Origin of the sequence: Hominiventricola filiformis (assembly GCF_020686965.1) — a bacterium.
Lineage (GTDB): Bacteria > Bacillota > Clostridia > Lachnospirales > Lachnospiraceae > Hominiventricola > Hominiventricola filiformis.
The window spans coordinates 12489-24753 of the sequence record NZ_JAJEPS010000011.1 but is presented as its reverse complement, the minus strand read 5'-3'; the positions used below and the strand labels follow the sequence as shown (position 1 = coordinate 24753).

At 45.5% G+C, this 12265-nt stretch carries 15 protein-coding genes; 1 reads left to right on the top strand and 14 read right to left on the bottom strand.

Annotated elements, in window-relative coordinates:
* Positions 1-192: 192 nt before the first annotated feature.
* The 12 genes from LKD36_RS11375 to LKD36_RS11320 all read right to left on the bottom strand — a co-directional run bounded on the left by LKD36_RS11375 (position 193) and on the right by LKD36_RS11320 (position 9933).
* A complete protein-coding gene (locus tag LKD36_RS11375) occupies positions 193-1656 on the bottom strand; it encodes a peptidoglycan DD-metalloendopeptidase family protein (protein WP_308459663.1) in 1464 nt (487 codons plus the stop codon).
* Positions 1608-2225 (bottom strand): flavin reductase family protein, encoded by a 618-nt coding sequence (locus LKD36_RS11370; protein WP_308459662.1) that lies wholly within the window; start codon positions 2223-2225, stop codon positions 1608-1610. Before LKD36_RS11370 ends, LKD36_RS11375 begins: the two co-directional genes overlap by 49 nt.
* 176 nt (positions 2226-2401) lie before the next feature.
* Positions 2402-2683 (bottom strand): DUF2325 domain-containing protein, encoded by a 282-nt coding sequence (locus LKD36_RS11365; RefSeq protein WP_118771516.1) that lies wholly within the window; start codon positions 2681-2683, stop codon positions 2402-2404.
* A 22-nt stretch (positions 2684-2705) separates the two neighbouring features.
* The gene (locus LKD36_RS11360) at positions 2706-3134 is read right to left on the bottom strand and encodes a flavodoxin (protein ID WP_308459661.1); all 429 of its coding nucleotides are present in this window, start codon (positions 3132-3134) and stop codon (positions 2706-2708) included.
* 23 nt (positions 3135-3157) lie between these two features.
* Complete coding sequence (locus tag LKD36_RS11355; RefSeq protein ID WP_308459660.1) at positions 3158-3715, bottom strand: DUF3793 family protein; 558 nt, start codon at positions 3713-3715, stop codon at positions 3158-3160.
* 128 nt (positions 3716-3843) lie between these two features.
* A complete protein-coding gene (locus LKD36_RS11350) occupies positions 3844-4266 on the bottom strand; it encodes a transcriptional repressor (protein WP_308459659.1) in 423 nt (140 codons plus the stop codon).
* Entirely contained in the window at positions 4248-4394 is a 147-nt protein-coding gene (locus LKD36_RS11345) for a FeoB-associated Cys-rich membrane protein (RefSeq protein ID WP_118771512.1), read from the bottom strand. The genes LKD36_RS11350 and LKD36_RS11345 overlap by 19 nt, the downstream gene beginning before the upstream one ends.
* On the bottom strand, positions 4394-6538 hold the full coding sequence (gene feoB / locus LKD36_RS11340; RefSeq protein WP_308459658.1) for a ferrous iron transport protein B: 2145 nt from the start codon (positions 6536-6538) through the stop codon (positions 4394-4396). The genes LKD36_RS11345 and feoB overlap by 1 nt, the downstream gene beginning before the upstream one ends.
* Before the next feature lie 74 nt (positions 6539-6612).
* Positions 6613-6834, bottom strand: coding sequence for a FeoA family protein (locus LKD36_RS11335; protein WP_118771510.1), 222 nt, complete (start codon positions 6832-6834; stop codon positions 6613-6615).
* Positions 6835-6865: 31 nt separating this feature from the next.
* Entirely contained in the window at positions 6866-7081 is a 216-nt protein-coding gene (locus LKD36_RS11330; protein ID WP_308459657.1) for a FeoA family protein, read from the bottom strand.
* 201 nt (positions 7082-7282) lie between these two features.
* Positions 7283-8929, bottom strand: coding sequence for a putative manganese-dependent inorganic diphosphatase (locus LKD36_RS11325; protein WP_118771508.1), 1647 nt, complete (start codon positions 8927-8929; stop codon positions 7283-7285).
* Positions 8930-9270: 341 nt separating this feature from the next.
* Positions 9271-9933, bottom strand: a complete 663-nt coding sequence (locus LKD36_RS11320; RefSeq protein WP_308459656.1) for a GTP pyrophosphokinase — start codon at positions 9931-9933, stop codon at positions 9271-9273.
* A gap of 184 nt (positions 9934-10117) precedes the next feature.
* On the opposite strand from LKD36_RS11320, the gene LKD36_RS11315 reads away from it, so the two are divergent.
* Positions 10118-10384 carry a hypothetical protein gene (locus LKD36_RS11315; RefSeq protein ID WP_118771507.1) on the top strand — a complete coding sequence of 89 codons (267 nt, stop codon included), beginning with the start codon at positions 10118-10120 and terminating at the stop codon, positions 10382-10384.
* A gap of 35 nt (positions 10385-10419) precedes the next feature.
* On the opposite strand, the gene LKD36_RS11310 is transcribed toward LKD36_RS11315, so the two are convergent.
* Both LKD36_RS11310 and LKD36_RS11305 read right to left on the bottom strand, forming a co-directional pair.
* The gene (locus tag LKD36_RS11310; RefSeq protein WP_308459655.1) at positions 10420-11292 is read right to left on the bottom strand and encodes a DUF1002 domain-containing protein; all 873 of its coding nucleotides are present in this window, start codon (positions 11290-11292) and stop codon (positions 10420-10422) included.
* A 7-nt stretch (positions 11293-11299) separates the two neighbouring features.
* Positions 11300-12262 carry an alpha/beta fold hydrolase gene (locus tag LKD36_RS11305; protein WP_118771505.1) on the bottom strand — a complete coding sequence of 321 codons (963 nt, stop codon included), beginning with the start codon at positions 12260-12262 and terminating at the stop codon, positions 11300-11302.
* Positions 12263-12265 lie beyond the last annotated feature (3 nt).

The window sequence follows — 12265 nt, the reverse complement described above, 5'->3', positions numbered from 1 at the left end:
CGTCCATTTTGACTTGAAATATTTACTCCATTTTAAAAATCTGTTACGATATTTTGCGGTATTCCATGATACCTTTTCTTTGAAGAAAAATGTCTGTAAACCTCGATTTTAAGCAAACTTTTCAATATTTCCAAGCACTTTATTCTGTTGTAAGAACTTCTTCTCAATTATTTCCTTACAATATCTATAATATTACTGCAAATATTTCAACGGATTCACCTGTGAACCATTCACAATAATCTCGAAATGGACATGGGGACCCGTACTGCGGCCCGTATTGCCGCTCAGGGCGATTTTCTGACCCTGGTCAACTTTTTGCCCGGCAGATACCAGAATCTTGCTCAGATGACCGTAGCGGGTCTGTTTGCCGTCCGGATGACGGATAGTGATACAGTTTCCATACCCTCCGGACCAGCCTGCGCTGACGACGGTACCGCCGCAGGACGCTCTGACTGCCGTTCCCTTCGGTACTGCCCAGTCGATACCCTTGTGCATACGTCCCCAACGCCATTTAAATGTAGAAGTCAGGGTTCCGCCGGTGATCGGTTTGATGTACGTCGGAGGCGTCTGGGTTCCTTTCTCGATAATCTCCGGTACCGGTTCCGTAATAACATTCTCTGACACCATCTCCCGGCTGGTCTCCGTGCCGTTCCTGGATGTGGTAAGCACCGTTACCTCATGATGCCCCGGAACTGCCTCCTGCCGAACCACCTGCTGGGTGGTGTACCAGCTGTCATTCTCTATGTACTGCGTCTCCGCATCATAATCCTCTTCATAGGTAGACTGTTCTGTAGTCAGAACAGAAAGCTCCGGTTCCGGCACACTGATGACGATCTCGTCACCCAGATGCAGCGTCGCATCCCTCGTAAGACCCGGGTTCAATGCCAGCACCTCATCCACATAATAACCGCGGCTGTTGGCAATGACAGACAGAGTGTCTCCCGGCTGTACCTCATAAGTCTGGTTTTTCTCCGTTTCCTTGGTCACCGCTTCGATGGCCTCTGAAATCTTCGATACCCGGTCCGCATCTACATATGCTTCTGAAATCTCCACTTTTTCTGAAAAATTCAGTGCTTTCAGGCCATCTCCCTCCGCCAGTTCTTCTTTGGGTGTTACTTCTACGGTAAACACATTCAGTTCGCGGCTGGTATCGGAGATTACATTTACCTCAAAAAGCCCATCCGGATCATAGGGTTTTAGAGCCGCCTCCAAAAGTGCCTTTACTTCATCTATTCCATACAGATAAACTGTAAATTCATTCACTTTTACCAGATAATATTTCTGCTTTGCGGCTTTCACCTGCTCTTTTAAAAGGTCATAGATCACATTTTCCAGTTCTGACTGTTCCAGTGTCGTTCCAAAGAGTCTCGGCACTTTCTGAAAACTGCACTCCACATTTCCAAGTACCAGTCCTTCGGTCTCTCTGGCAATTCTGGCTCTTGCATTTAAGAATGCCTGATTTACTACCTCCGGGTCTGCCACTGCACCAATGACTTCACCGTTCAGCAGCACCTCATTGTAGGTAATGGAGGAACTGACGCTGTCACCCTGAATTGGAATGACCATCAGCATCATCAGACAACAGGCAACCGCCCATCCAGCATAATTTAGTTTGAATTTTTTCCCGAATAATTTTTTCTTCTTTTTCTTCCGCATGTATCCTTTTTCTTTCTGACTGAATAACCGAAGGTTCCGACGCGTTCACCAAGGCCATAATATTCTCCGTGAGAATAAGCCACCAGCCCGGACTTGTTCAGTTCAAACTTTCCGTTTTCGTTCATATACCGGTCATCAATGGTCACGTTGGTCACTTCCGCCAGAAAAAGATCATGGCTGCCAAGGGGCTTTACCTCCGTCACCTTACACTCAATATTCACCGGGCTCTCCCCAATACCAGGGGACTGTACGGTCTGTGACGGCTGTTCCGTCAGATGCATTTCCTGAAATTTGTCTACGTCCCGACCGGAACGGACGCCGCAAAAATCTGCTGCCCGCACCAGTTCCTTCGTTACCAGATTAATGACAAATTCTCCGGTCTCTTTAAGAATGTCATAAGAATACCGCTCTTTCCTGACAGAAATCGATACCATGGCCGGTGAAGAGCATACCGTTCCCGCCCATGCAATCGTGATAATATTCGGTTTCTCTCCCGGCCGTTGACAGCTCACCATCACTGCCGGTACCGGATACAGCATATTTCCCGGTCTCCAGGATTCTTTTGCCATAATCTGCTCCCTCTATGTTCCTGCCCCGCAGGGCATTTTCTCTTAAAAATCTGCAACAGTTCTATTTTACGCACTAATGGGCGGTTTGACAAGGAAAAACACCTGATTTTCACGTTATTTTCACAAAAAATGACACCTCCATTGGGAGATGTCATTTTTATAAGGATATCTATGGCTTATGCTACGTACTCTTTTAAAATGTTTTCCAGAGCGGAACCACTGCTTGTGTGGCACCGGACTACTTCTACATTCTTCCTCTTTGCTTCATCCACAGCCGTTTTCACCATCTTATGAGATACGGTGTTGGTAAAGAGAATGAACAGGTCCGGGGTCCCCATCTGCTTGTCCATGCTGGCAGACATCTGTGTAAATATCTTTGCCTTGCATTTATAGTTCTTACAGATCTTCATATACTGACAGACCATCCGGTCATGTCCTCCTACAATTACAACACTCATGAAAACGGTACCTCCTCTTCTTTTATTCTGCTAATTTCTTTCCAAGTTCCACAAGTTTTTCTTCTGCTTCATCATCCGGAGCATCACAGCAGATAGCGTCTTCTCCACCGAGAACTTCAGCACCTGCATCCTGCATCTGTTTTACCCAGTTGCGCATCCACTCACCGTCTCCCCATCCATAGGAACCGAAGAGTCCGATTTTTTTACCTGCTGCAAATTTTGCTACTTCCTCAACGAATGGCTCCATCGTGCCTTCCTCAAGTACTTCGTCTCCCATTGCCGGACACCCCAGTGCAAATGCTACTTCCTCCTTCAGCTCTGCTGCGTCAAATCCGTCTACGGATACAACCTTTGCAGTTGCTCCTGCTGCCTCTACTCCTTTTGCAACCATGGAAGCCATTGCCTCAGTGTTACCAGTCTCGCTGTAATACACGATTGTAATCTGTGCCATCTTCAGATTCCTCCTCAAAATAATTATACCTGATAACTGATTTCGTAAAGATTGCTGCCAGCCATAATAAGCTGAAGCACTGCATCCCGGACACTCTGGTAAAGCTGAAAGGTACTTTTCGCTTTCTGTTCATCCCGATATACTTTCCAGTACCCGGAACAAAGATACTCTTTTCCGTGATGTTCAATAAATCCTTTCACATCTCCCAGCGGATATCCCAGAAACACACCCATCTCATGGGGAAATGGCTGCCGTCCTTCTTTATACTCCGCGAATCTGTGCTGAAGCCGCAAAAGCTTCTCATCCAGACTTTCCCGAACCATCCGGTATCCATACTGTTCCAGAAATTCTCCTGTCTGGGGCCATACAAGTGCCGATTCCAGACGATCTCTCCTGTACAGAAGCCATGTGCTTTTGTTTTTTCCTTCATACAGGCACAGGCTGGAAATATGGGGAAGCTCCTCCATCTGTAAGAATACCTCTTCTTCCTCACTGGTCAGAATCAGGAGATTCGAAGGTTTCACATCCGCCAGAACCGGAGCACATTGATTAGCTATCACTTCCCACAATTTCTTTTCCATTCTGCACCTCTTTATGTTTCATGGTTAGTCTTTACTAATTAGTTATTACTAACTCATAGTAACAAAAAACACAAAAAAAAGCAACCATGTTACTGATCACTTTTTCTCAATAACATGATTGCCTTTTCTCACTTATTTAATACGACACGCTCAATTTCCGGAGCTTCCGCATAGCCTTTTTTTTGCAGGGCATCTGTCAGCAGTTTCCTCCACTCGTCACCGGTGAATTCCACTTCTTTCTGATTCTTCAAGATGACACGGAATCCATTCTTCGGTTCCTGTAAAAAAGGATCCAGACGATAGGGAGTATGCGTCTGAAATACACCCAGCTCTCCCAACGCATTTACCATACGATAAACGGTGGCAATTCCAATATTCTTGTCTCGTTTGGACGCCTGATAATAGATTTCCTTACAGCTGGTACATTCCTGTTCAAATACAATGTCCAGAATCAGCTTCCGCTGTTTAGTAATCCGCATCCCTTTGTTTCGAAAGAGTTCCAGAATTTTATCTTTCTCTCTGGCAACTCGAATCAGTCTTTCGTCTTGCACCCGGAACAACCTCCACAGTTTCCACTGCAGCCGCTGCAGCTCTTTCCGGATTTTTTATCCTTCCAGATACTGTGTGCAGCCGCTGCTGCAATTGCCAGAACAATCAGTCCTACAAATAAAGTTCCCATTATGCTTTCGCCGTTCCTTTCACATTTACCTTCAGGGTAGTTGATTCTTTATACGGACGAACCAGCAGCCAGATGAACAGCACGATCAGTACAGCTGCAACGATCAGCCACGGACTGAAGATACCATATACAACCAGGTTTCCTACCTGATTGATCACCAATGATACGCAGTAAGCAAGCAGGCACTGATATCCGATTGCAAACCAGGTCCATTTTGCATTGTTCATCTCTCTTCTGATTGCTCCGATTGCTGCGAAGCACGGTGCACACAGAAGGTTGAATACCAGGTAAGCATATGCTGCAACTGCGGTGTAATCCTGGGCGATGTTGCTCCAGAATTCCTGTCCGTCTTCAGCTACCTCACCCAGTCCGTACAGAACACCAAAGGTACCTACTACGTTCTCTTTTGCTACCAGACCAGTAATCGCTGCCACAGTCGCTTTTGCATTGCCGAATCCCTGCGGAATGAAAATCCAGGAAATTGCATTACCAACAGTTCCAAGGAAGCTGTTTGCGAAATCCTCTACTGCGCAGTAGCTGCCGCCCTCAAATCCATAGGTAGAAGTATACCAGATAAAGATGGTAGAGAGAAGGATAACCGTACCAGCTTTCTTAATGAAGGACCAGCCGCGCTCCCACATACTTCTTAATACGTTAAGCACTGTCGGTACGTGATAAGCCGGAAGCTCCATAACGAAGGGAGCTGGATCACCGGCAAACATCTTGGTTTTCTTCAGGATGATACCGGAGCAGATGATTGCTGCGATACCAACAAAGTATGCACTCGGTGCAACCCATGGAGCTCCGCCAAAGATGGCGCCTGCGAACAGGGCGATAATCGGAAGTTTAGCTCCACACGGGATAAAGGTTGTGGTCATGATGGTCATACGACGGTCACGCTCGTTCTCGATGGTTCTGGAAGCCATGACACCCGGAACACCGCATCCGGTACCGATCAGCATCGGGATGAAGGATTTTCCGGAAAGACCAAATTTACGGAAGATACGGTCCATAATGAAAGCAACACGTGCCATATATCCGCAGTCCTCAAGGATAGCCAGGAAGATGAACAGGATCAGCATCTGCGGCACGAATCCAAGAACAGCTCCAACACCGGCAACGATACCATCAAGGATCAGGCTCTGCAGCCATCCAGCACAGCCAACGCTGGTCAGGAATCCCTCAATCGCTGGCGGTACGATCTCGCCAAACAGCACATCATTGGTCCAGTCAGTTACGAAAGTACCTACCGTTGTGACAGATATATAATATACAAGGAACATCACTACTGCAAAGATCGGAAGGGCCAGAAAACGGTTGGTTACGATCTGGTCGATCTTGTCAGATGTGGTCATCTTTCCTGCTTTTGCTTTCTTGCAGCATTTTCCGATGATGGAAGAAATGTATACATAACGCTCGTTGGTGATGATACTCTCTGAGTCGTCATCCATAGCCTGCTCAGCAGCTGCTACGATACCTTCTACATCCGGAACCTGAGCCATCTGCTCTTTGATCTTATCGTCACGCTCAAACAGTTTGATTGCGAAGAAACGTTTCTGCTCTTCCGGAACCTCACTTCCAAGCATATTTTCAATATCGGTCAGGGCATTTTCCACCTTTTTATCAAAGGTATGTACGATCTGCTGTGCCTGTTTTGCACTTGCAGCCTTCACTGCTGCCTCTGCAGCTTCCTTGATTCCGGTACCTTTCAGTGCAGAAATCTCAACCACCTTACATCCAAGTACCTCAGACAGTTTGTCGATGAAGATCTGGTCACCGTTTTTCTTAACAACGTCCATCATGTTGACTGCCATCACCATCGGGATACCAAGCTCTGCCAGCTGAGTGGAAAGATACAGGTTACGCTCCAGGTTGGTTCCGTCTACAATGTTCAGGATTGCATCCGGACGCTCGTTAATCAGATATCCTCTGGCTACAACCTCCTCCAATGTATAGGGAGACAGAGAATAGATACCCGGAAGGTCCATGATGATAACATCATTATGGCCTTTTAATTTTCCTTCTTTTTTCTCAACGGTAACACCCGGCCAGTTTCCTACAAACTGGTTTGCACCGGTCAGACCATTGAACAATGTTGTTTTGCCGCAGTTAGGGTTTCCGGCAAGTGCAATTTTCATTGACATTTTGACCTCCTGGGGTTAGTAGATTCTAACCCATATTTTTAAAAATAAGCTGTTTTTACACAGCTTTTTACAAGTTACTGTACTTCAATCATCTGAGCATCTTCTTTTCTCAGAGACAGCTCATATCCACGGACCGTTACTTCCACCGGATCTCCAAGCGGAGCAACTTTACGAACAAAGATCTGTGTTCCTTTGGTGATTCCCATATCCATGATCCGGCGTTTTACAGCGCCCTCGCCATGGAGTTTTACTACGGAAACAGTCTTTCCAACAGCCACTTCTTTTAACGTCTGCATTTTGTTCTCCCTTCCTTATGGTCGTTTTACGTCAGGCAACCATGATCTTGGACGCCAGTCCTCTGTCCAGTGCAATACGGACACCTTTTACAATCAGAATCATTCCGCCTGGAGTCTCACCTACACACTCTACTTCAGCTCCCGGAGCAAATCCAAGATCCTGCAGATGACGCAGTGTTTCATCCTTTCCGCGAAGAGTCTGTACTGTGCGCTTTTCTCCAATACTCATCAGTGCTAATGCCATCATGTTCCCTCTTTTCTTTCTCATTCTGGGGTTTATTGAAAACGACTATCATTTACGTTCCATATTATATAGTTATAGCTAATTATTGTCAACTAACTTTTTGAAATAATCCGCATTCATTATTGATAACTTTTATCAGTATTATAAAAAATGCATAAAATAAGGGCATTCTTTCGAATGCCCTTTTGATAATCTGTTTCATTACTACTGTTGCAGTACTGTAACTATACTTGGAATCAACTGCTTCTTTCTGGATACCAGACCCTTCAGAACAATATGTTCCATGTCCGGTGACAGCTGGAATGCGCTGCGCGCCACATCTTTTGCCTTCTCACCGAAGCAGAGAAGTTCTGTATCTTCCTTTACAATATTGGTAAGCATGACAAAGCACATCTCCACACCCAGTCCCTCAAACCGTTCACTCAGGTACGGTACCAGTTTCTCTTTGACCTCTTCCAGCTCAATCGCATTCATACTGTTGATCTGTGCCACGATAAAGCTGTGATCTCCTACCTGGAATTTCTTCTTATCCTGATTAAAGATCTCCTTCGGTGTCCGGGAACTCATATCACTTCCGGCACTGAACATGTCGATAGCAAATTCTTCGATCTCCACGCCACAGATCTCGGAGAGCTTCTCTGCTGCCATCCGGTCGATGGACGTACAGGTCGGAGATCGGAACATAAGCGTATCGGAGATGATCGCCGCCATGAGTAATCCGGCGATTTTCTTTGAAATCTTCACACCGTTTTCCTGATACATCTGATAGATGATCGTTGCCGTGCAGCCTACCGGCTGGTTACGGAAATAAACTGGCTCCAGTGTCTCCAGCGTACCGATCCGATGATGGTCAATAATCTCCAGAATGTCTGCAAACGCAATACCGTCTACGGTTTGGCTGGCTTCATTGTGGTCCACCAGAATCAGCCGTCTCTTACGCAGGTTCAGAAGGTTCCGGCGCGAAATCATACCAATATAATTTCCATCCAGATCAAGGATCGGAAAATCACGGTACCGTTTCTGTCCCATGATGCCTTTGATATCCTCTGTCTTCTCCGTCACTTTGAATGTAACCAGTCCTTCTCTCTTCATGAAATGAGAGATCGGCATACTCTGATTGATCATACGCGCTACCGTGAACGTATCATGGGGTGTTACGATAATACTGCAGTTGTGTTCCTGTGCCAGCTTCTGAATCGTCTTGGATACTTTTGCACCCATACACACAATAATGCAGGCTGCATTCATCTCAATCGCACACAGCTGGGACTCATAGCGATTACCCAGAATGACCATGTCGCCTTCATGGATATAATCTTCCATTACATCCGGATTGGCTGCTGCGATAACGACTTCCCCTCTGTCGTAGAGCGCATTCTTGTCTCCAAGAAGCAGCTCTGCATCCAGTGTCTCCAGAATATTTTTATACGGAGTTCCTGCCACAGACAGGATACAGTTGTCATAGACATCCATGTATGCATTGGCAATATCACCGATAGTGATCAGTCCCTGCAGTCTCTGGTTGTCTGTAATGGGCAGGGTAACTACTCCCAGTGCCCTCATCATATTCCACGCTTTCTTCAGAGAAATATCTCCTGTTACTCCCTGCGTCTTGCGAATCTCAATATCACTTACATCTGTCATAACATCCGGCACATAGATAGGAGCCTGCGCCTGAAAAAAATTCAGCACATACTGTGTCTCCTGATTGATCTGACCGGCTCTTGCTGCACAATATCCTCCTCCATGCAGCAGATTTTTCAGTTCTGCATAAGCTACTGCAGAACAGATGGAATCAGTATCCGGATTTTTATGTCCGATGACATATACTGGTGATGTCTCTGATGACATATCAGTCCTCCTTATTTCATTATATTGATGCAAACATTTTAGCACTTTGCAGTTTCAATTACAAGTCACGCAACTTCCCCTTCTTCATTTGTTTGTTTTGTACATGATTTTTTTGTAGCCTTTCTTTTTTTTGTGCTATTTAACATATTTTTCAAAGTTTGTTCATAATTTATTCATATTTCAATGCTATATTATAAATGTCTTAAAGATAAGGCATTTAAATTATGACAGACAGATTTTTTCATAATAGCCCCGGCATCCGTATTGTCGGGGCACTCCTCATTTATAAATAACTTTTCTCATTTATGAGTTTCTCACTTTCTAAAGATCGACGGGGATGATCAGATATGACCATCCCCGTCGATTTTTTTCATTGCTTCATTTAACGACATCATCTTCGTGTCCAGACGTGAAATGATGGATGCGCACTCCTGCAGCTCTCTTTCAAAATAATCCGGGGCATTTCCCTCATATTTATAATAGATCTTATGCTCCAGGCTGGCCCAGAAATCCATAGCCATAGTACGGATCTGCAGTTCCACTTTTGCGGGCACCACAGCATCTGCCAGTGCTACAGGAATAGACAGCAGCATATGATAACTCATGTAGCCGCTTTCTTTTGGGTTCTTTATGTAGTCTTTGATGCTTAATACTTCCAGATTGTCCTGCTTTGCAATCATATCAGACAGGAAATAAACCTCTGAGAAGAAAGAACAGGTGATCCGAATTCCGGCAATATCATGAATGTATTCGATCAGATCATTCACATTGAAACTATGTCCCTGTTTCCGGAGTTTCTGCATAATACTCTCCGGCGTTTTCAGTCGTGTCTTCACATATTCTATCGGATTGTAGGAATATACCTGGCTTAATTCATTATTCAGCACGTCGATCCTGCTGCGCATCTGGATCAATGCTGACTGATAGACAAACATAACGGTCGCAAACGCGTCTTTTTCTGAATGTTTCTGAATATACTGCTGTATGCTCATCTCTTCTGCCATTTTCCGTCACCTCCTGTTATATTGCATAACGGTATAATTATATCATAGGGTTATCTGTAGTTTCTGTCGAATTTTGCAGATCACTCATATTCTTTTCTTCTTATTATTTGTCAATTCATAAGTTTTTCTTATATCTTTACATACTTATAAAAATTCAGTATACTAAAGCGCAGGAGGAAAACAGATGTTTCGAGTTTGGGGAAAAATATTCAAAGATAATCATATGCTCGCGGATACAACAATCTGCGATGGCGGAGACGATTCCCGTACACATAAAATCTTTCATGCACTGGATGAGATCTGTTATCAGTTTGATCTTAGCAAGCCGATCTGGTTGGAATCCAACATCCGGGAATTTAAGCGCCATGCGAAGACCCGTTTCCGGCAGGACAGTTTTGTGGATGAAGTAGATTTTGATTTTCTTGAATTTCAGGTAATAGAAGAAGATTAGAAAACCGGCGGAGATATGTCCGCCGGTTTTTTTATTTACTGTTTCAGGAAGCTCTGGATCAGGTTCCAAATGGAAGATACCATTCTGGTCACGAAGTTTCCCACTTTCTCACTGTCCAGCTTGATGCCCATAGCATCCAGTTTATCATACAGTTCCTTGGCCTGAGATGCCAGCTTTCCGGCATCAATGTCCAGATTGTCAAGCTTCAGCAGAAGATCTACAATCCGTGATACCTGCTCATCGGTCAGTTTGAGATCCATCTTATCAGATGCTTCATTAACAAGCTCTGTCAGTTTTCCCGGATCATCCAGTCCTTTTTCTGCAATCTGTTGTTTCAGATAGGCAATCAGATCGGAGATCTGCTCAGAATCCAGTTCATCCGACAGCTCGCCGGTCAGTACCAGCTCATCTGTTGCCGCATTGATCGCCTCATCACTGACGGTTGTTCCACTGTAAGTCTCATACGCTTTTACCGCACCGATCAGTGCAGCCGTGCCACTGATGGGCATGGGAGCTGCTACAATCACTTTTGCATCCTGCACTCCTGCCGTCAGAAGCGCATTCCGGTACATGGCAATCGTACAGTAGTTGATATTATGGGTCTCTACGGTCAGTCCTGCACCGCTCTCCTGCGGTATCAGAAGCACGGATGAAAGGGAATGGCTTCCTACCACGGAAGAACCCAAAGATTCATCCAGATACTGATGCTCCATATCATTGGTAATCGTAACAGTTTCATAAGAAGCTGCTTCTGCTTCCGTAATTCCCATTTCTGAAAGCACAGTTGCTCTCTGATCTGCGCTCAGATCTGCTCCAAGGGCAAGCACACCGGTTCCGGCGGCCTGTGCCTGAATTGTTCCTGCACACAACATGGTCATAACCAATAACAATGACAGCCATTTTTTCATAGTTACATTATCCTCCTGCATTTCTGCGTTTTCCCCTGCTGCAAATCTCGTTGCACCAGGCCAAAATTTCGGCTGTGACCTCCTTTTTGTTATAATCATTCAGAAGCTCATGTCTGGCTTCCGGATAAATACGGCAAGTCACATTCTGCATTCCTGTTTTACTCAGCATCGCTTCAAACCGGCGCACGCCTTTTCCATATCCTCCCACCGGATCTTCCTCACCGGAGAGAATTAAAAGCGGCAGATCTTTCGGCATTTTTGCCGCCCTTCGTCTGTTAATATCTTCTTCCACCGTGCGGAATAATGCTTCATAAGCACCTCTCGTAAACTGGAAGTTCATTTTCTCATCCCTTAATACTTGAATCAGCACCTGTGGATCTCTGCTCATCCAGCTTCCGGTTCTGGCATTGTCCGGATATTTTTTCGCATATCCGCTGACCGTCAGCCGGTTTAAGAGGCGGCTCTTTCCTTCCCTGCCGCCTTTCAGCAGCTTTCCTGCCCAGACGGTCAAAAGTCCCAGCTTCACCATAAGAAATGGCTGCTGCCCGGTTCCTATAAGCACCGCTCCATCTATCCGCTCTCCATGATAGATCAGATAGCGGCGTGCCAGAAACGAACCCATACTGTGACCCAACATAATATAAGGAAGATTCGGAGCGGCTGCCACTGCCATTCTCCGTACCAGTTCCATATCCTTCAGCCAGAGCACCGCTCCGTCTTCTCCCAGATGACCCAGCTCTTCCATACTGTTCACAGAATCTCCGTGACCCAGATGATCATGACCGATCACATAGTAACCGGCCTCTGCCATTTTCTCCGCAAATTCATCGTATCGCTCTATATATTCCAGCATCCCGTGTATGATCTGCAGAACACCAATCCATTCCTGCTCCGGATCATACCAGCGGTAGCCGTGTATCATATGCACTCTGTCCATTGAATCCACATAAAATTCTTCTCTTACAACCATTGT

What these genes read in the sequence shown, in the direction of transcription:
- LKD36_RS11325 (WP_118771508.1), bottom strand. Translation starts at nt 8,929, where the DNA reads ATGTCATCAGAGACATCACCAGTATATGTCATCGGACATAAAAATCCG.
- LKD36_RS11335 (WP_118771510.1), bottom strand. Translation starts at nt 6,834, where the DNA reads ATGCAGACGTTAAAAGAAGTGGCTGTTGGAAAGACTGTTTCCGTAGTA.
- feoB (WP_308459658.1), bottom strand. Translation starts at nt 6,538, where the DNA reads ATGTCAATGAAAATTGCACTTGCCGGAAACCCTAACTGCGGCAAAACA.
- LKD36_RS11365 (WP_118771516.1), bottom strand. Translation starts at nt 2,683, where the DNA reads ATGAGTGTTGTAATTGTAGGAGGACATGACCGGATGGTCTGTCAGTAT.
- LKD36_RS11370 (WP_308459662.1), bottom strand. Translation starts at nt 2,225, where the DNA reads ATGGCAAAAGAATCCTGGAGACCGGGAAATATGCTGTATCCGGTACCG.
- LKD36_RS11375 (WP_308459663.1), bottom strand. Translation starts at nt 1,656, where the DNA reads ATGCGGAAGAAAAAGAAGAAAAAATTATTCGGGAAAAAATTCAAACTA.
- LKD36_RS11355 (WP_308459660.1), bottom strand. Translation starts at nt 3,715, where the DNA reads ATGGAAAAGAAATTGTGGGAAGTGATAGCTAATCAATGTGCTCCGGTT.
- LKD36_RS11305 (WP_118771505.1), bottom strand. Translation starts at nt 12,262, where the DNA reads ATGGTTGTAAGAGAAGAATTTTATGTGGATTCAATGGACAGAGTGCAT.
- LKD36_RS11310 (WP_308459655.1), bottom strand. Translation starts at nt 11,292, where the DNA reads ATGAAAAAATGGCTGTCATTGTTATTGGTTATGACCATGTTGTGTGCA.
- LKD36_RS11330 (WP_308459657.1), bottom strand. Translation starts at nt 7,081, where the DNA reads ATGATGGCATTAGCACTGATGAGTATTGGAGAAAAGCGCACAGTACAG.
- LKD36_RS11345 (WP_118771512.1), bottom strand. Translation starts at nt 4,394, where the DNA reads ATGGGAACTTTATTTGTAGGACTGATTGTTCTGGCAATTGCAGCAGCG.
- LKD36_RS11320 (WP_308459656.1), bottom strand. Translation starts at nt 9,933, where the DNA reads ATGGCAGAAGAGATGAGCATACAGCAGTATATTCAGAAACATTCAGAA.
- LKD36_RS11315 (WP_118771507.1), top strand. Translation starts at nt 10,118, where the DNA reads ATGTTTCGAGTTTGGGGAAAAATATTCAAAGATAATCATATGCTCGCG.
- LKD36_RS11360 (WP_308459661.1), bottom strand. Translation starts at nt 3,134, where the DNA reads ATGGCACAGATTACAATCGTGTATTACAGCGAGACTGGTAACACTGAG.